Source organism: Acinetobacter sp. G18 (genome assembly GCF_052660225.1).
Genome location: NZ_CP109658.1, coordinates 776,350 through 796,352 on the forward strand (window position 1 = coordinate 776,350; position 20,003 = coordinate 796,352).

The following is a 20,003-nucleotide window of genomic DNA, read 5'->3' on the forward strand; positions in this document are numbered from 1 at the left end:
AACCCCGTATAGGTAATAATTGGCGTTAGTGTATCAATTAAAAGTGCATTAAACAGGGAAACAAGCAATTGATATTCATCATTGTATATTCATGAAGAGTTCTTTGTTCTTTATTTCGGCAAAACGATGTGTTTCCGACAAAACAATAAATTTTAATAACGTCAACATGAATACAGCTTGTTCTTGTTGCAAGTTGTGATTGGAACTTTATTTTAAATTCTATTCAGAATCAATGAAAAGTACCAAATTCGAATCGAAGCTGTTTTTATTGTGTAAGAATAACTCCTTCTAGTTGTATAGATAAAGATAAAGCACTTGTCGTTTGATCAAATTTCACTTAAAATCTGTCGCCTTGTATAACCCCAGTGGCGTTCGTTTTAAGATCGATATATCCCTTTATCGACACGACGACACGGGCTGATTGGAGTACATTATGTACGCAGTAATCCAAAGCGGTGGTAAACAGCACCGTGTAGTTGAGGGTGAAACCCTTAAAGTTGAATTATTGAAAGCTGAGTCTGGCGCAACTATTACATTTGATGATGTATTAATGGTTGTAAATGGTGACAGCATTCAAATCGGTGCTCCAGTTGTAGCTGGCGCTAAAGTAACTGCAGAAGTGATTGGTCATGGTCGTCACGACAAAATCCGCATTATCAAAATGCGTCGTCGTAAACACTACCGTAAGCAACAAGGTCACCGTCAATGGTTCACTGAGTTGAAAATTACTGGTATTTCAGGCTAATCACGAGGAGTAAGAGACATGGCAACTAAAAAAGCCGGTGGATCGACGAAGAACGGTCGTGATTCAAACCCAAAAATGTTAGGTGTTAAAGTTTACGGTGGTCAAACTGTAACTGCTGGTAACATCATCGTTCGTCAACGTGGTACTGAATTCCACGCTGGTGCAAATGTTGGTATGGGCCGTGACCATACTTTATTTGCTACTGCTGACGGCGTAGTAAAATTCGAAGTGAAAGGTCAATTTGGCCGTCGCTACGTAAAAGTTGAAGCTGTTTAAGTTTTAGCTTTAAAAAAAGCCCACATTTTGTGGGCTTTTTTTATGGAACTTCATTAATTTTATCTTCATCATGATGAATGAAATTCTACAAACAATATGAATAACATAACAAAATATCTTATTTTCTCAATGATTAGCATTGAGTTTGTCGGTTAATATGGGTCATGAAATGAAGAGCTTATTCTGCTTGTTCTAATCAAAGCTCAATAGGTTATCTTACAGCAACTAAAAAGGTGATGACATGAATATGCTTCGTAAAACCATGTGTGCTATTACACTCAGCGCGTCAGTGCTTGCTCCTGTAATGAGTACTACAGCGTTCGCTGCACCAGTAGCAGCACCGGAGCAACAGGCAATTGGGAACTTGGTAAATCAGTTGTCAGGATTACAACGTTTAACTGCCGATTTTGAGCAAACAACGAAATCTAATACAAAAACTGTGGTACAGAAAAAGGGTTTAGGTGCTCAGCATATGAACCAGACGTTTAAGGGGTCTATGAAGGTTGAACGTCCAGGGAAATTTTATTGGGAAACTGTGAGCCCGTCTAAACAGACTATTGTAACTAGTGGTAAAACAGTCTGGATTTATGATCCTGATTTACAACAAGCCGTACGTCAAAGCTTAGATTCACAAGTAGCCGATACACCAGCTTTATTACTCTCAGGTAATACCAATCAAATCATGAAGTCTTATCGAGTGACTCAGCCAGATAAGTCTAAGTTATACTTCACTTTATTTCCTAAAAAAGAAGATGGCGCTTTTCAAAGTTTAACGATTAGTTTTGGTGCAAACAAAGCACCTACGTTAATGGTGCTACAAGATTCTTTAGGTCAAACCACTTACGTGAAATTTAATAATGTGAAAGTGAATGCTTCAATTCCAGCTTCTACTTTTAATTTTACGCCTCCTAAAGGCACCGATATTATTGACCAATAATTATTCTGACTCTTTAAGAAAGCCACCATTTCAGGTGGCTTTCTTTTTATATATCAACCCTAGATACATTTTTTAACCCCGTCTTATTCTTACGCTTTGTATAGTGATAAAAGAGAATATACGGGGATTAACATGCGACTTTACGATAAGAAAATTATTTTCATTCTTCCTATGGTAGCTGCCATGGTGGCAGTAAGTGGTTGTCAGCCAAAATCTGCAGCTAAAGATGAGCAACCTGCATCTAGTGCTTCCGTAAAAGAGGAAAAACAAGTTGAAGTTCCTGTTATTCAGGCAAAAGTAATTCCAGTAAAATTACCAAAGTCTAAAGTTTGTCTTGAAGATGGTTGTACTGAATATGACTTTCAGACAGTACAAACGAATGAAAAATGGATTAATGATTATTTTACGAACCGTATAAAAAAAGCAGACCCGAATGCTTTTGCAAACTTGGCTGATAAACCTGTTGAAGTACCAGAGGGAGAGTCTCGTTCAAGTCAAAGTGCAATTTATGTTCGTTATTTAGGACAAAATTATAATCTTGCAACCTTTGCCTTACAGACATACTCATACTCTGCAGGTGCAGCACATGGCATGTCACATCAAGAATTTGTAAATTTCGATTTATTAAATAAAAAGCACATTACTGTTGCTGAGCTTATTAAGCCAGATGTAGAAAAACAACTTGTTGATGCACTTTTTGATGCGAATACCAACTGGCTTCAAGACCACAATATTACCCGTGAAAAACTGCAGTTAAGTGATAATTACTACTATGGTGCCAATGGGATTGTTTTTGTTTATCCAGTTTATGAATTGGCTTCTTATGCAGAGGGTATGACTGAATTAACACTGCCGTATTTTGAGGCAGCTAAGTTCATTAAACCTGAGTATTTACCAAGTGTGCCAAACTACAACATGTAAAATATGTGGTCTCTTCTTAGAATTGTGTGAAAGCTATTCGATATGAAGATGATCACTATATTTTTTAGTGCTAAGGGCTTACACTATAGCCAGTTTTTTACCCATATTATGATTAATTATGATCGACCCTAAGTTACTCAGAAATAATATTGAAGTCGTTAATGCAGCTTTGGCAAAACGTGGTGTTCAGCTAGATGTCCAAGAATGGGCATCTTTAGAAACTCGCCGTAAAGACTTGCAATCAAAAACTGAAAAGTTACAGGCAGAGCGAAATGCCGGTGCTAAACAAGTGGGTCAGATTAAAAAATCCGGTGGCGATGCTTCTGAAATCATGGCACGTATGCAGGCCATTGGTGATGAGATTAAAGCTGCTGAAGTTGCTTTATCAGAACTACAAAACGAGATTGAACAAAAAGCACTAAGCATTCCTAACTTACCAGATGAGTCTGTTCCAGTTGGTAAAGATGAAAGTGATAACGTTGAAATCTCAAAATGGGGTACACCTCGTCAGTTCGATTTTGAAATCAAAGATCATACTGATTTAGGCGAATGGATGGGCGGCCTAGAGTTTGAAACTGCGACCAAACTTACCGGTTCACGTTTCAGCGTGTTGAAGGGGCCTTTAGCGCGTCTACAGCGTGCTTTAACTCAGTTCATGCTTGATACCCATACTTTAAAGAATGGCTATACTGAAGCTTACGTACCTTATTTGGTTAATGCTGACTCACTTCGTGGGACAGGACAATTACCAAAATTTGAAGAAGATTTATTTAAACTTCAAGGCGAAAAAGAATACTACCTTATTCCTACAGCTGAAGTTCCTGTCACAAACTTTGTTCGTGACGAAATCATTGATGCAGACCGTTTACCATTAAAATATGCAGCGCATACACCATGTTTCCGTAGTGAAGCTGGTTCTTATGGACGTGATACACGTGGCTTAATCCGTCAGCACCAATTTGATAAAGTTGAAATGGTGCAAATTGTTAAACCTGAAACATCTATGCAGGCACTTGAAGAACTCACTGCACATGCTGAGGGCATTTTGCAGGCACTTGGTTTGCCATACCGCAAAATTTTGCTCTGTGGTGGTGATATGGGCTTTGGTGCGATGAAAACTTACGATTTAGAAGTATGGGTTCCAAGCCAAAATACATATCGTGAGATTTCAAGCTGCTCTAATATGGGTGATTTCCAAGCACGTCGTATGAAAGCGCGTTTCCGTATGGATCAGAAGAAGACTGAATTAGTGCATACGTTAAATGGCTCAGGTCTTGCAGTAGGACGTACTTTGCTTGCGGTAATGGAAAATTACCAACGTGAAGACGGCTCAATTGAGATTCCAGAAGTATTACGCCCATATATGGGTGGTTTAACCTTTATTGACTAAGCTTTGCATCTAAATTGTGCACGTTTTTTGCTTAAACATAATCAGATGATTGATGTAGAGGTTTAAGGTGGATATTTTTCCAATCTCTTTGAAGTTGCAGCAGCAACGTTGTCTGATTGTGGGCGGAGGGCATATTGCTTTACGCAAGGCAACTTTATTAGCTAAGGCGGGGGCAATAATTGATATTGTTGCTCCTGAAATTGAAGAACAGCTTCTGCAATTAGTGGCAACAACAAATGGTCAGCATTTTGTTGACGTTTTCTCTGAGAAGTTTTTAAGTACACCATATCGACTCGTCATTGCCGCGACCAATGATCCGCAAGTCAATAAAACAGTCTTCGAGCAATGTGAAGTACGTAATTTACTCGTAAACAGTGTTGACGATATTCCACATTGTCGTTTTATGGTTCCTGCGATTATTGACCGTTCACCTTTAGTGATTTCGGTTGCTTCAAATGGGACATCTCCTGTTTTATCTCGTCAAATCCGCACACAGTTAGAGACATCCATTCCGCATGGAATGGGGAAGTTAGCTGAGTTTTCAGGAAAATGGCGAAATCAGGTTAAAGAAAAAATTTCTAATCCCGATGAGCGCCGTATTTTTTGGGAAAACTTATATGCAAGTCCCTTAAAAGAGCAGGTTTTTAACGATAATTTAGATGTTGCAGATAGCATGCTTGAACAAGCATTGCAGGCGTGGAAAGCACCTAAAGGTGAAGTTTATTTGGTAGGTGCAGGTCCTGGTGATCCAGAACTGCTTACCTTAAAAGCTTTACGTTTAATGCAGCAAGCTGATGTGGTCATTTATGATCGTTTAGTATCTCAACCCATTTTAGAGTTATGCCGTCGAGACGCGACAAAAATATATGTCGGTAAAGCGCGCTCAAATCATTCGGTTCCCCAAGATGGTATCAATGCTTTACTCGTTGAATATGCTCAACAAGGAAAGCGCGTTTGTCGTTTAAAAGGTGGTGATCCGTTTATTTTTGGGCGTGGTGGTGAAGAGATCCAAGAATTATTCCAAGCTGGTGTACCATTTCAAGTGGTTCCGGGTATTACGGCAGCGTCAGGCTGTTCAGCTTATGCGGGTATTCCACTCACTCATCGTGATTATGCTCAGAGTGTACGTTTTCTAACTGGCCATTTAAAAGAAGGTTCTCCTGAGCTTCCTTGGAATGAGCTGGTATATGAGAACCAGACTTTAGTTCTCTATATGGGCTTAGTAGGCTTGGAACGTATTTGTGAGCAATTAATCGCTCACGGACAGCGTCCAGATATGCCAGTTGCATTAATTTCAAAGGGTACAACCCCTGAACAAAAGGTTGTGGTGGGGTCACTTGCTGATATCGCATCTAAAGTGACAGAACATCAAATTCATGCGCCGACTCTCACGATTATTGGTGAAGTCGTACGTCTGCGTGAACAGTTACAGTGGAACTAGTGGGTTAATCATTATCTTCGATAGATTTAATGATTGCCTGAGCTAACCAACAAGTAATTTAAGTGAGTAATTAAGTGATTCATGTTGTTCTATACGAGCCTGAGATTCCTGCGAACACGGGGAATATTATTCGTCTATGTGCGAATACAGGGGCTCAATTGCATTTGGTTAAGCCTTTAGGTTTTGAGCTTGATGATAAAAAGCTTAAACGTGCAGGGCTTGATTATCATGAATGGGCAAGAATGCAGATTTGGGACAATATTGAAGCATGCCTCGCAGACTTAAAGTCAAAAGGTGTTGAGCATGTCTTTCCTCTAACGACAAAGGGTTCTGCAACTCCGCATACAGTTGATTTGAATCGACCTGTGGCTTTACTGATGGGGCCAGAAACACGCGGCTTGCCTGAGCATGTTCGTTTGATGTTCCCTCAAGAGCAGTGGATTCGCTTGCCTATGGCTGAAAACTCTAGAAGTTTGAATTTATCTAACGCAACGGCTGTAATTGTTTACGAAGCATGGCGTCAGCAAGGTTTTAAAAATTTAGGTTAGTTTCCTAAATACAAAAAATAAGGCCCTAAGTGGCCTTATTTTTTTGATCTAATTTTAATTTAAGCTTGTTCTAGTACTTTTTCATCATAGATGATTTGTGCTGCTAAAACTTGCTCAATGTTTGTTTCAGCCCATTCCTTTAATTGGAATGCCATTGAAGCTACATTTTGCCCTAAAGCAGTAAGTGAGTAATCAACACGGATAGGTGAGGTGTCTTGAATTTTACGTTCGATAAAGCCATCTCTTTCTAGCATTTTTAACTTTTGTGACAAGACTTTAGGTGAAATACCCTGAATATTCTTTTTGAGTAAATTGAAGTGCTGCGTTTCTTCCTCAAGAATATTTAAGATGAGTAAAACCCACTTATCTGCAATTTTTTCAAAAAATAAACGAGCAGGGCAATGTTGTTGAAAAATATTGTATTTTAGACATTCATTCATACCATTTACCTACTTATTTCTAAAAAAATATACTAGTTACCAAGTGGTAACTAATTGACACCTAGTTTCTAAAATATATCATAAAATGGAATTTAATAAAACACAGGTTTCTCCCATGTCTAATTCTAATATTGCGGTTGTATATTTCTCTGGTTATGGCCACACGAAAGTAGTTGCTGAAACTTTTGCTAATGAAATTAATGCTCAACTTATCCAGATTGATCAGGAAGGTAATATTACTGAGCAAGATTGGGAAACATTAAACAATGCAAAAGGTATTGTTTTTGGTGCTCCGACTTATATGGGTACGGCACCATGGCAGTTTAAAAAATTTGCTGATGCAACTTCAAAAGTTTGGTTTACACGTGGTTGGGAAGATAAAGTATTTGCAGGCTTTACCAACAGTGCAAGTCTAAATGGTGATAAGCAAGTTACGCTTATTCAATTACAAACTTTAGCATCACAACATGGTGGTATTTGGGTGAGCTTAGGTCTATTACCAGCAAACACCAAAAACGCAAAACGTGAAGATGTAAATAACTTGGGTGGCTCAGTAGGTCTACTTGTTCAGTCGCCATCTGATGCAAGCGTAGATGAGATTCCAACAGGGGACTTAGAAACAGCAAAACTTTATGCAAAACGTGTACAGGGTATTGTAAATAAAATATTTGGATAATAAGTCCATAAAAAAGGCGCTTTAAGCGCCTTTTTTATTATTCATGCTCGTTGTGTTGAGGAGCATTGTATTTAAAGCCTTTGGTCTTGTAAGCAAGATAACCTACACCAACCACAGCCCAAGCTAAGCCAATTTGTAAAGCAAGCTTGTCAATTTCCAACCACATTAGGAACACACTGGCAAAGCCAAGCGTCGGTACAATAATGTAGTTAATAATATCTTTAATAGATTTGTTTTTGCCATCTCTAAGCGCATAGCGCGAAATTACAGAGAAGTTCACAAAACTAAAAGCAGTTAAGGCCCCGAAACTAATTAAGTTAACAATATGTTCAAGGTCTAAAAAGCCAGCAGACAACGCAACTACACCAACAATAAGAATGTTGTAAGTTGGGGTATGTAGTCTTGGGCTGATATGACCAAACAACTTTTTATTGATAACGCCATCACGTCCCATAACATACATTAAGCGAGATACGCCAGCATGTGCTGAAATACCCGATGCCATTACTGCAACCACAGCAAAGTATAAAACTAATGTTTTAAAGGCAATGCTACCAATTGCTGCAACCATCACAGGTTGTGATTCATCTAACGGTTTAAAGTAAGTCGTTGGGTTGCTTGGGAAATACAACTGGATAAAGTAAGTACTTATGATGAAAATGACACCAGCAAGCAATGCTGTTGAAAAAATCGCTTTTGGAAGTGTTCTTTCAGCATCTTTTGTTTCTTCGGCAAGTGAAGATAAAGCATCAAAACCTGTAAAAGAGAAACAAAGTACCGTTGCACCACCAATCAAAGCACTAATAGAAGTCATATCATTCCAAAAAGGAGTGAGTGACCATAATTCAGCTTTATCCGGATTTAGCGTACCATCGGCATATACACCTTGGGTAAGCAAGGTATACACTTGATAAACAAAGTAAAAGATAACACCAAGTTGAATAACTACAATTGTACTGTTAAAACGAGCAACGAAACGTGCGCCGAATAAGTTAATAACAGTCATTAATGCAGTTAGGCCAATTACCCATAACCAATTATTTACTTCTGGAAACAATGCTCTTAAATAAATATCGGCCAAAATGATATTGACGAGTGGTGAAAGTAAATAGTCTAGCCAAGATGACCAACCCACCATAAAACCAACATTAGGATGAATTGACTTTTGGGCGTAGGTATATGCCGATCCTGAAGAAGGATAGCGTTTGATCATGTGTCCATAACTGATCGACGTCAATAAAATTGCAACTAACGCAAAAATATAAGAAGTAGGTACATGACCACCACTTCGTTCTGATACTAAACCAAAAGTATCAAATAAAGTTAATGGTTGAATATAAGCTAAACCAATAATAATGATGTGCCATAGCACAAGATTCTTTTGGAGCTTAGCTGTTGGTTTAGTCCCAGATAAGTTTGTCAACGGCGTTATCCTCATAATCGTTGATCAAGGATCAGCTTGGTGTTAAGGATCGTTTGAGACGAACGATCCCCCCTACATAAAAGATAAAGTGCGCCAATCTATCCTAAATTGATGCAAATTGTCAGTACTTTCGTGGAATTTTTAGCAAATTTTTTGCCATATTTCCAAAGAAAATGATGAATAAAAATTCATAGATATAAAAAAGGTCTGATTTATCATAAAAATCAGACCTTTAAGTTTTAGTTTAAATATCTAAAACTTAAGTTACCAAGCTTTTTGTAAGATCTCGCGTATGTCTTTTAAGCTTGCTTCCTTAGGATTATAAATAATAGAGCCATCATTTAGTGCTTTTTCAGCAACTTCATCAAGCTGAGCTTCAGTAACCTTACCAGTTTCGCGCAAGGTACGTGGTAACTTGGTTAGGCTAAACAAGCGATCACGCATTGCTAAAATAGTCGTAATTGCTCTATCTGCACGTTGGGTTGCTGGAGTTTGGGCATAAATATCTGCACCAGCTAAAGGTAATAGTAACTCACCAATTTTTTGACCATTTACTTGTTTGTTGTATTCAAGCACATAAGGTAAGAATAGGTTCATACATAAACCGTGGGGCAGGTGAGCGACCGCACCTAATGCATGTCCTAAAGAGTGTACAAGACCTACCATCGAATTAGAAAATGCGATACCTGCCATTGTGGAAGCTTGTGCAAGCTCTAAACGACCTTGTGAGTCATTTGGATTTTCTAAAACGTTAAATAAATTTTCACTAATCTTTTTAATACCTGCACTTGCATAAGCATCGCTGAGTGGATTAGCTGCCATACAGGTATAAGCTTCCACACAGTGTGTTAATGCATCCATACCAGTCATTGCTGTCAAGTGAGGTGGCAATGTTAATGTCATGCGTGGATCTAAGATTGCAGCATGTGGCATTAAATAGTATGAAGCAAAGGCTAATTTAACATTCTTTTGTGTATCTGAAACCACCGCAACCATAGTCACTTCTGAACCAGTACCTGAAGTGGTCGGAATCACAAAAAATGGCTTTAACGGTTTTGGTAGGTTGTGAGCGCCAGAATATTGAAGAAGGTCATTTCCACCTTCTGAGACTAAAATATTGGTTGCTTTAGAGGTGTCAATAACAGAGCCACCACCAACAGCAATAATCGCATCACATTTATTTGTGCGATAAGCTTCAGCAGCAAGACGAACTACTTCAAGACTTGAGTCTGGTGGAACATCATCAAAAACATGACCAATCACAGCATCAGTCGTGCTAAATGCAGCTTCAATAGGGTTGAGTAAGCCATTTGCACGGACCCCTTTATCTGTAATGATAAGTGGACGCTTTGCACCTAAAGTTGCAAGTTCAAACGGAATATGTTCTAAAGCAGCATTACCGGCAATGACTTTTACAGGACAGAAGAATTCGTAATATGGTTTAGCCATGTTATGCGCTCCGCTTGAAGTAAGACTTAGCTACTTTTAAGTAAATATTTGCAGCTTCGTTGAATTTTTCTTTTAGGGTGAGTTCGGTTGGATATTGTTTAACTGCAAATGACGCTACCAATTTCGGTAAAATGAGAGATTCCATTTTATTTAGGCAGCGCACTAAACGAATTGCTGCGGATACATCGCCATCAGCAATCATGCGGTCATTTGCAAATGCTTGAGCGGTACTTTCCTGAAAAGAGAACACCAAAAAAGCATGAGTTACATGCTTAAACGTAATGGTTAAATCAGGCTTTTTTTCCGCTCTTTTCAGCAGTTCTAATTGTTTATTTTCTGTCACTCTTGCAAAAAATGCTGGTCCATTTGGGAAAACATTCATTGAAAGTACAAAGTGAACAGGAAACTTAGACACTTCCTCTTGTATTTCACTATCAACCTGACTTGCCATGACTAAGCCTCGACCAACAACGTCCATCATGAGCTTAACGTAGGCAAGTTGCAGAGTGGGCTTTACAGCTTTTGTCGAAATCACTTGCTATCCCTTCTTAAAATTATGCAAAAGCAAATTTAGAGTAATTACTCTAATATATTTTTATTCCATCTCAAAATCATTTATTCAATTTTGACTTCAGGGTCATTAAAGTGACCAGATGTCTTAATATACTCAATAAAGTCCTGACAAAGTTGTTCAAATGATGGATATGGAGTCACCAAATCTTGTATGCGAACCATTTCTAAACCTGCATAACCGCATGGGTTAATGGTTTGAAAACCAGTTAATGCGCAGTCTAAATTTAGGGCTAAACCATGATAACTGCGTCCACGACGAATTTTGAAACCTAAGGAACCAATTTTTCTATCATTTACATATACGCCTGGAGCATCAGGTTTTGCATATGCTTCAATATTATATTTCTTTAAAACATCTATCATAAATTGTTCGGCAAAACTGACTAATGTACGCACATTCCACTTCAGACGATTAAGATCAAACATGAAGTAAGCAACGAGTTGACCAGGTCCATGCCATGTCACTTGCCCACCACGGTCAGTTTGAACCACAGGAATGTTAGATGGAATTAGAATATGCTCAGGTTTTCCTGCCTGACCTTGAGTTAGTACTTCGTGATGCTGGAGTAACCACAGCTCGTCGGGTGTATTTTCATCACGTTGATTGGTCAGGTTTTTCATCAATTCGAATTTGCTTTGATAATCTTGTAAATCGTTCCACTGACGAATAATCAAAGTGGGTTTATCAAGGCTCATTAAACATTTTCCTGTGCGATGTACTTAACAGAAGAGCAACTTCACTTTTAGGTTATGAAAATATGCTCTTGATGAGTTTAAAGTATTTTGCTTAAACGATTCTAAATATTTGTAATTATTTATAATAAGCTTGATAGAAATAAAAATGCCATGACACGAAATTTGTCATGGCATATTAAAATTAAAGTGCAGTTCTGATCTGCGGGCAAGCAGCCAAGTCTGCATACAAAGCATGAACTTGTTCCAATTCATCAAAACGTAATTGTGCGGTTAATGAATGGTATTTGCCTGTACGAGATTCTTGTACTTTTAACGTTGATTGGTCAAAGTCAGGAAAATGTTTCACTAGAATATCAACTACAGCTATACGTAATTCTTCACCCGCATCGCCAATCAGTTTAATTGGATAGTCCATTGGAAATACCCAAAGGTCTTCACGGAGTTCGCGAGATGGAGTGCGGTCTAACATAAGTAACCTCATCATGTGAAACGCCTGCATCATCGCAGGCGTTTGTAGCTCTTTCTATTAAATGGGGACTGGTGCCGAAATTTCAAGATTTCAGAACTTAGTCATTCTCTAAGAAAGAACGCAAGTGTTCAGAACGAGAAGGGTGACGTAATTTACGTAATGCTTTTGCCTCGATTTGACGAATACGTTCACGCGTTACATCAAACTGTTTACCAACTTCTTCTAAAGTATGGTCAGTTGGCATATCGATACCAAAACGCATTTTCAATACTTTAGCTTCACGTTCAGTTAAGTTTTCTAGAACTTCACGAGTTGCTTCTTTTAAGCCTTCTGAAGTCGCAGCATCAATTGGAGAAGTGATGTTCTGGTCTTCAATAAAGTCCCCAAGATGCGAATCTTCATCATCACCAATTGGAGTTTCCATTGAAATAGGTTCTTTAGCAATTTTAAGAACCTTACGAACTTTAACTTCATCCATTTCCAAACGTTCACCTAACTCTTCTGGAGTAGGTTCACGGCCCATTTCCTGCAATAACTGACGAGAAACACGGTTAATCTTGTTAATCGTTTCAATCATATGTACAGGAATACGAATTGTACGTGCTTGGTCTGCGATAGAACGGGTAATCGCCTGACGAATCCACCAAGTTGCATAAGTCGAGAATTTATAACCGCGACGGTATTCAAATTTGTCTACAGCTTTCATCAAGCCAATGTTCCCTTCTTGAATCAAGTCAAGGAACTGTAAACCACGGTTGGTGTATTTCTTCGCAATCGAAATTACCAAACGAAGGTTAGCTTCTACCATTTCTTTTTTAGCACGACGAGCTTTGGCTTCACCAATCGCCATACGTTTAGAAATATCTTTAATTTCAGCAACGCTTAAATTAAGTTCTTTCTCAATATCTGCAATCTTTTGCTGGAATGCTAGAACATCTGGACGAACTTTTTCTAAATGAGCCTTAATTTCAGCAGGAGCTTTAGCAATTTGTTCATCTAACCAAGCTGGATTAGATTCTTGTTTTGGGAAGGATGTACGGAATTGAGTACGATCCATACGACCACGACGTACTGCATAACGCATAATTTCACGTTCATTAGCACGGATTTGTTCGTGAGTTCCACGAATCATTTCTGAAATGATATCAAATAAACGTGGAGTAAATTTAAACATCATGAATACAGTTGCCAAAGACTCAAGTGCTTCATTTGCTTCACGGCTATTACGGCCATGTTTTTCAATAATAGCTTTTGTTTGAGTCCATGCTGCTTCTAATTCAGTAAAACGAACTTTTGCAACTTCTGGGTCAGGACCTGAATCACCTTCAGAGTCATCATCACCTTCAGATTCTTCTTCCTCATCGTCATCATCAAGCTTAACTTCTTTTGTTGATTTTGAAGATGATTCGTCTTCTTCCTCAAGTTCCTCAACGTCTTCCAAAACTTCAGGAATATCTTCATCAGTTTCAGGATCGAGGTAACCAGATAAAATATCTGCAAGACGACGTTCGCCAGTTAAAAAATCATTATATTCTTTTAATACAACTTCAACCGCATTTGGCCAGTAAGCAATTGAATTCAGGACATCACGAATCCCTTCTTCAATACGTTTGGCAATGCTGATTTCACCTTCACGGGTTAATAGTTCTACTGTACCCATTTCACGCATGTACATACGTACAGGGTCTGTCGTACGTCCAGGCTCATTTTCAACCGATGCAAGTACGGCAGCAGCTTCTTCTTCAGCAACTTCATCTGCTGTGTCAGTTGACTCACCGAACATAGTATCGTCAGATTCAGGTGCACGCTCGTGTACAGGAATACCAACGTCTTGAAGCATCTGAATAATGTCTTCAATCTGTTCGCTTTCAGTAATCGAGTCCGGCAGATGATCGTTAACCTCAGCGTAAGTTAAGTAACCTTGTTCTTTGCCTCGGCTAATCAGAGCCGCTACTTGAGAAGTAGGGGAATGCATATCGCTCATCTTTGCTTACTCTTTGTTGAATCTGTGGCAGTGAAAAACCGTGCATGATAGCACAATTTGCTTGAAATGTTTTGGCTTTGATCGATGACCGTTAAATAAAAAATATCTTTGAATTCACGACTATTTTTTGAATATTGGGCTAAAATCATTTTTTTCAAGTTTAAATCATAGAAAAATTTGTATAAATCTTCGCTTATCGAAAGATTATGGTGTTTTATAAATACACAATTTTTTGGGTGAAAAACAGTACAAATGAGCAATTAAATGAAAAAAATATAAATAAAACTTGACAAGGAAAAGTAAGAAAGATAAATAGCGGCTAGACCCATTCACATTTTTTCATTATGAGGTAGTTTTAGTGTCTTCTACAGATTTTGAACTAGATGATAACTACGGCGATGATGATGATGTCGGTTTTGATGAGTCATCAGGCAAAATCAGTGCAAAAGAATCGTTGGAAAAACGTAGATTAATTGATGATCTATTGGCACAGCGTCGTTTAGAGCGTGAGTTAAAAGATTTCGATTATGATTTAGACGATGATGATCTTGATGATGAAGACTGATCAAAACTAAATAGGGCATCGTCGGCTTAAGTGCTATGCTATCGTCAATTTCTTTTAAAGTCAGGTAACACAATGAGTGCATTAGATTTAGACCAGTTAAGTGAATATCTAGATGGAGACCACAATGAGTATGGTCTAGACTTTGCTGCAACTCATGGTTTTTTGTGTGCAATTGCAGTAGGTCCTCAATTTGACCGTTGGTTAGATGAATTATTTGATAGTAATCATAAAAAGGTTCCTGCAGAGATCATTCAGCAAATCAAACTTTGGTTAGAGTCGATTCGTCAAGATTTAGCAAATGAAAATGGAATTGAATTTCCATTTGAAGTTGAGGAAGCGGATGTTGAGTCAAGTCTAGGCGATTGGAGTGTTGGGTTTGTTGACGCAATGTTCTTAAACGAAGAAGCATGGTTTGCTCCTGAGTATGAAGAACAATTGGTTGATTTAACTTTACCGATCATGGTTTTTAGCGGAATTGATGAAGAAGATCCACAGATGGAATCTTTCCGTCGCAATGGACAGTTAATGGATGAACTGGCAGAAGAAATTCCAGATAATTTGAATGAATTATATTTGATGTATCACACTCCAAATTAATTTATTAGAAGAAATAATAAATAACGTCCTTTCTAGGGCGTTTTTTATGTTTTAATTATTTTTAATACATAATTAAATATAATATTTTGACATTAATTTTATTTCTATATAATCACGTGCAAATTTTTTGATATCAATTTCTTAATCAAAAAATTAATTTATTTCGCCATGAATATTTTTATTGGTGATATGAAAATCTTTAATGCTTTAATAACGTGATTTAATATGAAAATAATTTTTAAAATTACTGGCATACTCTCAGTAATATTACTTGTAGCCTGTGGTAATGAAAATAGCAAAAGTGTCAGTGAAGAAAAAATTGCAGAATCAACCCAAAATCAAGTTGCTTATAAAGTAATCTCTGGTACTGCATTTTCAACTTCTGCTTTAAATGGGGTAAATGTAACAGCAATTTGTAAAGATGGGTTTGGTTTTAAAGATAATGTAATTGTTAATGCACAAGGACAATGGCAAGGGGAAATAGACACCAGTAAATTTCCTTGTCGTTTAGAGGTGAAAGCTAATGGGCAAACTTATCATAGTTATATCGACCATGAGGGAAGTGTAAATATTAACCCGCTTACGGATATGGTTGTTGCTTATGCAAGTAACCAGGTTCCTGTAACGTGGTATCAATCTGGAAGTATAACTAAAGAAAAGTTAAATTCGGCAAATTCTGCTTTGGTAGCTGAACTTATTAAAAAGGGATATGGTATTAATAATGATATAGATCTATTTAATGCTGAGATGAAAGCAAATAACCCTATTCCTCAAGCTATTCAAGAGTTGTTGGAAGCTATTAAGAATAATGGAAATATTAAAGACTATGATGCACTGTTAATGTTAATTAAAGACGGAAATTTATCTCAAATACCTGAGAAAATAGAGCTTCTAAATAATAGTGTAGCAAAAGTTTTTGGATTTAATAAAGATGCTTGCCAAGCACTTCCGAAAACAGAAAATATGGAACAATATAATAAATGCTCTGAGAAGGTTATTGATGATTTTTCAGAAAGTAATTTAGTTGCTACTGATTCTGATGAAAAATGTATTTTAGTTAAACAAGGCAATAAAGTAAGTTTAACTAAAGGGAATCAAACAGTATCAGCATTATTAGATAAAGAGCAAGAAGATGGCCTTGACTTCACTTTTGATGAAGGTGAACTAGAAATTGTAGATCTTATAATTAATACAGGGCCTTACACAGATATAAATACTTATAGTCAGATTGGATTAGACTTTTCTGGTGATGGGAAGTTGAGGGGTGTTGTTGGAAAGTCTCCAACAGTGCCTTCAATGAATTGTGCTAGCCCAGAGTTTAAAAAGCTAATGGAGCTTTATAAGTAAATTAAAAAAAGGGCATCATTTGATGCCCTTTTTTTAATTATAAGCGTTTGCGCTTAGCTGCGGCAATTTGTGATTGGCGCATACGGAAGCCAGCTTTTTGTTTTTCAGTTGTTTTGTCGATGCAATACACGCATGAAACACCATGTTCATAGCTTGGTAGAGCAGACTCTTCTGGAGTTAAAGGCCAGCCACAAGCATGACATTTAATGTTTGCACCTTCTTCAACACCATGTGTTACAGCGGTACGTCCATCAAATACGAAACATTCACCTTCCCAAAGGCTTTCATCTGCTGGAGTTTCTTCTAAGTATTTAAGAATACCGCCTTTTAAGTGGTAAACCTCTGTAAATCCTTCTTGAAGAAGTAAAGATGTTGATTTCTCACAACGAATACCGCCAGTACAGAACATCGCAATTTTTTTGTCTTTGTGTTGTTCTAACTCTTTTTTAACATACTCTGGAAACTCACGGAATGTTTCTGTTTTAGGGTCAATTGCACCTTTAAAGGTACCCGCCTTATATTCATAATCATTACGTGTATCGATTAGAATAACATCATCACGTGCGATTAAATCGTTCCATTCTTTAGGATCAAGATAGTGACCAACTAAATCGCGAGGTTTTACTTCCACGCCTAAAGTTACAATTTCTTTTTTAAGTTTAATTTTCATTTTACGGAAAGGTTTGTCGGAGCTATGGGACTCTTTATATTCCATCGCTTTAAAACCTTCGTTTAACAAAAATTGATGAATTTTATCAATTGCCTCACGGTCCCCAGCCACGGTACCATTAATTCCTTCGCCTGCTACAATTAGAGTTCCACAAAGGTTGATTGTTTTCACTAAGTCTAAAAGACGTTGTTGAAGATCGGCAGGATCTTGAACTTCTTTAAATTGATATAGTGCTGCAACAACCCAACCCGCGGTCGCTTGCTGTTCTACAGGTGCAAGCTGTTCTACAGTAGCGTTCATGGAAAACTCCAAATGTATTAAGATAGAAATTTAAGGCGCATATTTTAGCGCGAAAATGAGTAATAAGCGAGAAAACCATAAAAAGTATATGGTTTATTTAAGGAGTTTGTTTTGAGTAATGATCATCGAACGCTCTCTCTCACCCCATGTGCAGGGCGTTGTTCAACAGTTTTTGGTGATCAGGTATGTCGTGGTTGTCGCCGTTTTAACCATGAAGTCATTCAATGGAATACTTATACAACAGAGCAGCGTTTGGCTGTCTGGAAGCGCTTAGATGATCAATTGAACCAAATCTTGGTACCTATGCTGCCTCATGCAAATCTCCAGCATGTCGAGGGTTTTATTCTAAGTAAACGTGTTCGTTTGATGGAAGAGGCGAGTAAAGGCCGTAAGCTTTATCATGCCTTAAAAATCTGTGAGAAAAATAAACATCTTGCCTCAGAAAGTGGTTTAGGTATTTTAGATTCTCAAGTTAAAACAATTTGGGATGAATTTGAAAGACGCGTCTTGGCTTTGGCTAAAGCAAGTTATGAATTGGCTTGGTTAAGAGCTGATGGTATTAGTCATCACTTGTTAAATATGTTTGAAGAAGAATAATTTTTAAAAAACTTATTTATAAAAAAAGCTGCCAAGAGGCAGCTTTTTTACATTAATGTTCTTTCGAATATTAACGCTTGATGTCACGTTGTACTTCACCAGTGTAAAGCTGACGTGGACGACCAATTTTGTAAGGGCCGCTGTGCATTTCTAACCAGTGGCTGATCCAACCAACTGTACGTGCAAGAGCGAAGATTACAGTAAACATTTCTGTTGGAATACCAATCGCTTTAAGGATGATACCAGAGTAGAAGTCTACGTTAGGATAAAGTTTACGCTCAACAAAGTACGGGTCGTTTAGTGCAATGCGCTCAAGTTCCATAGCAAGTGCTAATTGAGGATCATTGATACCTAAAGCTTCAAGTACTTCGTCACAAGTTTGTTTCATGACTTTAGCACGTGGGTCGAAGTTTTTGTAAACGCGGTGACCGAAGCCCATAAGTTTAACTTCTTTGCGCTTAACTTTTTCCATGAATTCTGCAACGTTTTCAACGCTACCGATTTCATCAAGCATTTTAAGAACTGCTTCGTTTGCACCACCGTGAGCAGGTCCCCAAAGAGCAGAGATACCAGCAGAGATACATGCATACGGGTTTGCACCAGTAGAACCAGCAAGACGAACTGTAGAAGTAGACGCGTTTTGTTCATGATCAGCATGAAGCGTGAAAATACGATCCATTGCACGAGCAAGAACAGGATTAACTTTGTAATCACGGTCAGCAGGAGTAGCAAACATCATGTGTAAGAAGTTTTCCGCATAACTCAAATCGTTACGTGGATAGATGAATGGTTGACCTACTGTGTATTTATAACTCCAAGCAGCAAGTGTTGGAATTTTTGCAATTAAACGAATTGCAGTGATTTCACGGTGGTTAATGTCTTCGATGTCAAGATTGTTGTGATAGAACGCAGATAATGCACCAACAACACCAACCATGATTGCCATAGGGTGAGCATCACGACGGAAACCATTGAAGAAACGGCTAACTTGATCGTGAACCATAGTGTGAGCACGAACTTTCGTATCAAACTCAACTTTTTGTTCAGCAGTTGGTAGCTCGCCATTTAATAATAAATAACAAGTTTCAAGATAGTCTGCTTGAGTTGCTAGTTGGTCAATCGGGTAACCACGGTGTAATAAAATACCTTTGTCACCATCAATGAAAGTAATTTTAGATTCGCATGCGGCTGTCGCCATAAAACCAGGATCGAAAGTAAAATGACCTTCTTTCAGTATGCTGCTCACATCAATTACATCTGGACCTAAAGTGCCACTGTAGATTGGTAATCCAATTTCTTTGCCATCAAGATGTAATACGGCTTTTTTGCCATTTGCTTCAGACATTCAATAGATCTCCTGTCCTGGTGAATGATTATCTGACTCGAAATCCTAATTTTCTCATGTGCGAATCAGACGGTGTCAAAATTTGCTATAAGATTAGTGAGTACTGAAATTTTGTCAATTATACTTATGGATAAAAAATGACGTTCCCACAGAGAGTTAGTCATTAAGACCCGAGCAAAAAAGTCAGTAAAATCACTGCATCGGGATGGTATCATAAGTCAATTCAATAAGAACGTGCAGAAAAAAAATGAAGGGTGAGTACAATTGTAAGCAAATTTATAAATAAAATATTAGAATCAGAATTGGTTATAAAATGCCAATTCGCTTAAAAAAATCATAAAACTCAGTCTGTAATTTTAAATTGTGATTCAAAAATAACCTAATTATCACCATTTGATAATTCCAAAAGTTGTACTTTTTTTAAGTTTAATTGTTTAAAAAATAGCTTATTGATCATGTTGGAAAAATTAAAACTCATTTTTTGTAAAAATAGTGCTCATTGTTAAGAGTCAAGTGGCTCTTTATTGCTTTTAATATAAAAAGGGTGTTAATTATTTTTAAAATAAAGTCATTAAAATTAGGGTGTAAGCGCAATTTTGGTTTATCCTTTTGAT

At 37.6% G+C, this 20,003-nt stretch carries 21 protein-coding genes and 1 pseudogene; 12 read left to right on the top strand and 10 right to left on the bottom strand.

All coding sequences use genetic code 11. The annotated features are described in order from the left end of the window. Positions 1 to 37: 37 nt before the first annotated feature. Positions 38 to 337, bottom strand: a pseudogene (locus tag NE363_RS03780) (hypothetical protein). Between the two features lie 96 nt (positions 338 to 433). On the opposite strand from NE363_RS03780, the gene rplU reads away from it, so the two are divergent. From rplU to NE363_RS03815, 7 genes are all read left to right on the top strand, one after another. Next, positions 434 to 745, top strand: coding sequence for a 50S ribosomal protein L21 (gene rplU, locus NE363_RS03785; protein ID WP_004705870.1), 312 nt, complete (start codon positions 434 to 436; stop codon positions 743 to 745). Positions 746 to 763: 18 nt separating this feature from the next. Then, a complete protein-coding gene (rpmA, locus tag NE363_RS03790; RefSeq protein WP_004705871.1) occupies positions 764 to 1,021 on the top strand; it encodes a 50S ribosomal protein L27 in 258 nt (85 codons plus the stop codon). Positions 1,022 to 1,262: 241 nt separating this feature from the next. Then, positions 1,263 to 1,958, top strand: a complete 696-nt coding sequence (gene lolA, locus NE363_RS03795) for an outer membrane lipoprotein chaperone LolA (RefSeq protein WP_039250044.1) — start codon at positions 1,263 to 1,265, stop codon at positions 1,956 to 1,958. A gap of 132 nt (positions 1,959 to 2,090) precedes the next feature. Next, on the top strand, positions 2,091 to 2,879 hold the full coding sequence (locus NE363_RS03800; protein ID WP_191012082.1) for an RsiV family protein: 789 nt from the start codon (positions 2,091 to 2,093) through the stop codon (positions 2,877 to 2,879). A 118-nt stretch (positions 2,880 to 2,997) separates the two neighbouring features. Next, positions 2,998 to 4,269: a serine--tRNA ligase gene (serS, locus tag NE363_RS03805; RefSeq protein WP_174722535.1), complete on the top strand. Its 1,272-nt coding sequence runs from the start codon at positions 2,998 to 3,000 to the stop codon at positions 4,267 to 4,269. Positions 4,270 to 4,336: 67 nt separating this feature from the next. After that, entirely contained in the window at positions 4,337 to 5,710 is a 1,374-nt protein-coding gene (gene cysG / locus NE363_RS03810; protein ID WP_445535857.1) for a siroheme synthase CysG, read from the top strand. A gap of 74 nt (positions 5,711 to 5,784) precedes the next feature. Beyond that, a complete protein-coding gene (locus NE363_RS03815; RefSeq protein WP_002051239.1) occupies positions 5,785 to 6,258 on the top strand; it encodes a tRNA (cytidine(34)-2'-O)-methyltransferase in 474 nt (157 codons plus the stop codon). A 59-nt stretch (positions 6,259 to 6,317) separates the two neighbouring features. Here NE363_RS03815 and NE363_RS03820 read toward each other — a convergent pair whose 3' ends face one another. Continuing rightward, positions 6,318 to 6,698: a winged helix-turn-helix transcriptional regulator gene (locus NE363_RS03820; RefSeq protein WP_348888305.1), complete on the bottom strand. Its 381-nt coding sequence runs from the start codon at positions 6,696 to 6,698 to the stop codon at positions 6,318 to 6,320. A 115-nt stretch (positions 6,699 to 6,813) separates the two neighbouring features. On the opposite strand from NE363_RS03820, the gene NE363_RS03825 reads away from it, so the two are divergent. Continuing rightward, positions 6,814 to 7,374 (top strand): flavodoxin family protein, encoded by a 561-nt coding sequence (locus NE363_RS03825; RefSeq protein ID WP_002051305.1) that lies wholly within the window; start codon positions 6,814 to 6,816, stop codon positions 7,372 to 7,374. A 37-nt stretch (positions 7,375 to 7,411) separates the two neighbouring features. On the opposite strand, the gene NE363_RS03830 is transcribed toward NE363_RS03825, so the two are convergent. From NE363_RS03830 to rpoD, 6 genes are all read right to left on the bottom strand, one after another. Next, positions 7,412 to 8,797: an APC family permease gene (locus NE363_RS03830; protein ID WP_080961315.1), complete on the bottom strand. Its 1,386-nt coding sequence runs from the start codon at positions 8,795 to 8,797 to the stop codon at positions 7,412 to 7,414. A 264-nt stretch (positions 8,798 to 9,061) separates the two neighbouring features. Then, a complete protein-coding gene (locus NE363_RS03835; protein ID WP_004705881.1) occupies positions 9,062 to 10,246 on the bottom strand; it encodes an iron-containing alcohol dehydrogenase in 1,185 nt (394 codons plus the stop codon). A 1-nt stretch (position 10,247) separates the two neighbouring features. Continuing rightward, positions 10,248 to 10,781, bottom strand: a complete 534-nt coding sequence (locus NE363_RS03840) for a hypothetical protein (RefSeq protein WP_445535858.1) — start codon at positions 10,779 to 10,781, stop codon at positions 10,248 to 10,250. Between the two features lie 80 nt (positions 10,782 to 10,861). Continuing rightward, complete coding sequence (gene lipB, locus NE363_RS03845; RefSeq protein WP_004705883.1) at positions 10,862 to 11,515, bottom strand: lipoyl(octanoyl) transferase LipB; 654 nt, start codon at positions 11,513 to 11,515, stop codon at positions 10,862 to 10,864. Between the two features lie 181 nt (positions 11,516 to 11,696). Beyond that, positions 11,697 to 11,984: a YbeD family protein gene (locus NE363_RS03850; protein ID WP_002051390.1), complete on the bottom strand. Its 288-nt coding sequence runs from the start codon at positions 11,982 to 11,984 to the stop codon at positions 11,697 to 11,699. Positions 11,985 to 12,081: 97 nt separating this feature from the next. Then, positions 12,082 to 13,968, bottom strand: a complete 1,887-nt coding sequence (gene rpoD / locus NE363_RS03855) for an RNA polymerase sigma factor RpoD (protein WP_004705884.1) — start codon at positions 13,966 to 13,968, stop codon at positions 12,082 to 12,084. Positions 13,969 to 14,326: 358 nt separating this feature from the next. Here rpoD and NE363_RS03860 point away from each other — a divergent pair, with 358 nt between their 5' ends. The 3 genes from NE363_RS03860 (at position 14,327) to NE363_RS03870 (ending at position 16,477) form a co-directional block, all read left to right on the top strand. Beyond that, complete coding sequence (locus tag NE363_RS03860; RefSeq protein WP_000099358.1) at positions 14,327 to 14,533, top strand: PA3496 family putative envelope integrity protein; 207 nt, start codon at positions 14,327 to 14,329, stop codon at positions 14,531 to 14,533. A gap of 72 nt (positions 14,534 to 14,605) precedes the next feature. Then, positions 14,606 to 15,130, top strand: a complete 525-nt coding sequence (locus tag NE363_RS03865; RefSeq protein ID WP_019457182.1) for a YecA/YgfB family protein — start codon at positions 14,606 to 14,608, stop codon at positions 15,128 to 15,130. A 225-nt stretch (positions 15,131 to 15,355) separates the two neighbouring features. After that, positions 15,356 to 16,477 carry a hypothetical protein gene (locus NE363_RS03870; RefSeq protein ID WP_445535859.1) on the top strand — a complete coding sequence of 374 codons (1,122 nt, stop codon included), beginning with the start codon at positions 15,356 to 15,358 and terminating at the stop codon, positions 16,475 to 16,477. Between the two features lie 37 nt (positions 16,478 to 16,514). On the opposite strand, the gene trhO is transcribed toward NE363_RS03870, so the two are convergent. Continuing rightward, a complete protein-coding gene (gene trhO, locus NE363_RS03875) occupies positions 16,515 to 17,447 on the bottom strand; it encodes an oxygen-dependent tRNA uridine(34) hydroxylase TrhO (RefSeq protein ID WP_004705888.1) in 933 nt (310 codons plus the stop codon). A gap of 111 nt (positions 17,448 to 17,558) precedes the next feature. On the opposite strand from trhO, the gene NE363_RS03880 reads away from it, so the two are divergent. Continuing rightward, entirely contained in the window at positions 17,559 to 18,044 is a 486-nt protein-coding gene (locus NE363_RS03880; RefSeq protein ID WP_445535860.1) for a DUF1289 domain-containing protein, read from the top strand. A 70-nt stretch (positions 18,045 to 18,114) separates the two neighbouring features. On the opposite strand, the gene gltA is transcribed toward NE363_RS03880, so the two are convergent. After that, entirely contained in the window at positions 18,115 to 19,389 is a 1,275-nt protein-coding gene (gene gltA, locus NE363_RS03885; protein WP_004705890.1) for a citrate synthase, read from the bottom strand. Positions 19,390 to 20,003: the final 614 nt, after the last annotated feature.

Coding starts and splice junctions, on each gene's coding strand:
- rplU (WP_004705870.1), top strand. CDS start 434: ATGTACGCAGTAATCCAAAGCGGTGGTAAACAGCACCGTGTAGTTGAG.
- rpmA (WP_004705871.1), top strand. CDS start 764: ATGGCAACTAAAAAAGCCGGTGGATCGACGAAGAACGGTCGTGATTCA.
- lolA (WP_039250044.1), top strand. CDS start 1,263: ATGAATATGCTTCGTAAAACCATGTGTGCTATTACACTCAGCGCGTCA.
- NE363_RS03800 (WP_191012082.1), top strand. CDS start 2,091: ATGCGACTTTACGATAAGAAAATTATTTTCATTCTTCCTATGGTAGCT.
- serS (WP_174722535.1), top strand. CDS start 2,998: ATGATCGACCCTAAGTTACTCAGAAATAATATTGAAGTCGTTAATGCA.
- NE363_RS03820 (WP_348888305.1), bottom strand. CDS start 6,698: ATGAATGAATGTCTAAAATACAATATTTTTCAACAACATTGCCCTGCT.
- NE363_RS03825 (WP_002051305.1), top strand. CDS start 6,814: ATGTCTAATTCTAATATTGCGGTTGTATATTTCTCTGGTTATGGCCAC.
- NE363_RS03835 (WP_004705881.1), bottom strand. CDS start 10,246: ATGGCTAAACCATATTACGAATTCTTCTGTCCTGTAAAAGTCATTGCC.
- lipB (WP_004705883.1), bottom strand. CDS start 11,515: ATGAGCCTTGATAAACCCACTTTGATTATTCGTCAGTGGAACGATTTA.
- NE363_RS03850 (WP_002051390.1), bottom strand. CDS start 11,984: ATGTTAGACCGCACTCCATCTCGCGAACTCCGTGAAGACCTTTGGGTA.
- rpoD (WP_004705884.1), bottom strand. CDS start 13,968: ATGAGCGATATGCATTCCCCTACTTCTCAAGTAGCGGCTCTGATTAGC.
- NE363_RS03865 (WP_019457182.1), top strand. CDS start 14,606: ATGAGTGCATTAGATTTAGACCAGTTAAGTGAATATCTAGATGGAGAC.
- NE363_RS03870 (WP_445535859.1), top strand. CDS start 15,356: ATGAAAATAATTTTTAAAATTACTGGCATACTCTCAGTAATATTACTT.
- trhO (WP_004705888.1), bottom strand. CDS start 17,447: ATGAACGCTACTGTAGAACAGCTTGCACCTGTAGAACAGCAAGCGACC.
- gltA (WP_004705890.1), bottom strand. CDS start 19,389: ATGTCTGAAGCAAATGGCAAAAAAGCCGTATTACATCTTGATGGCAAA.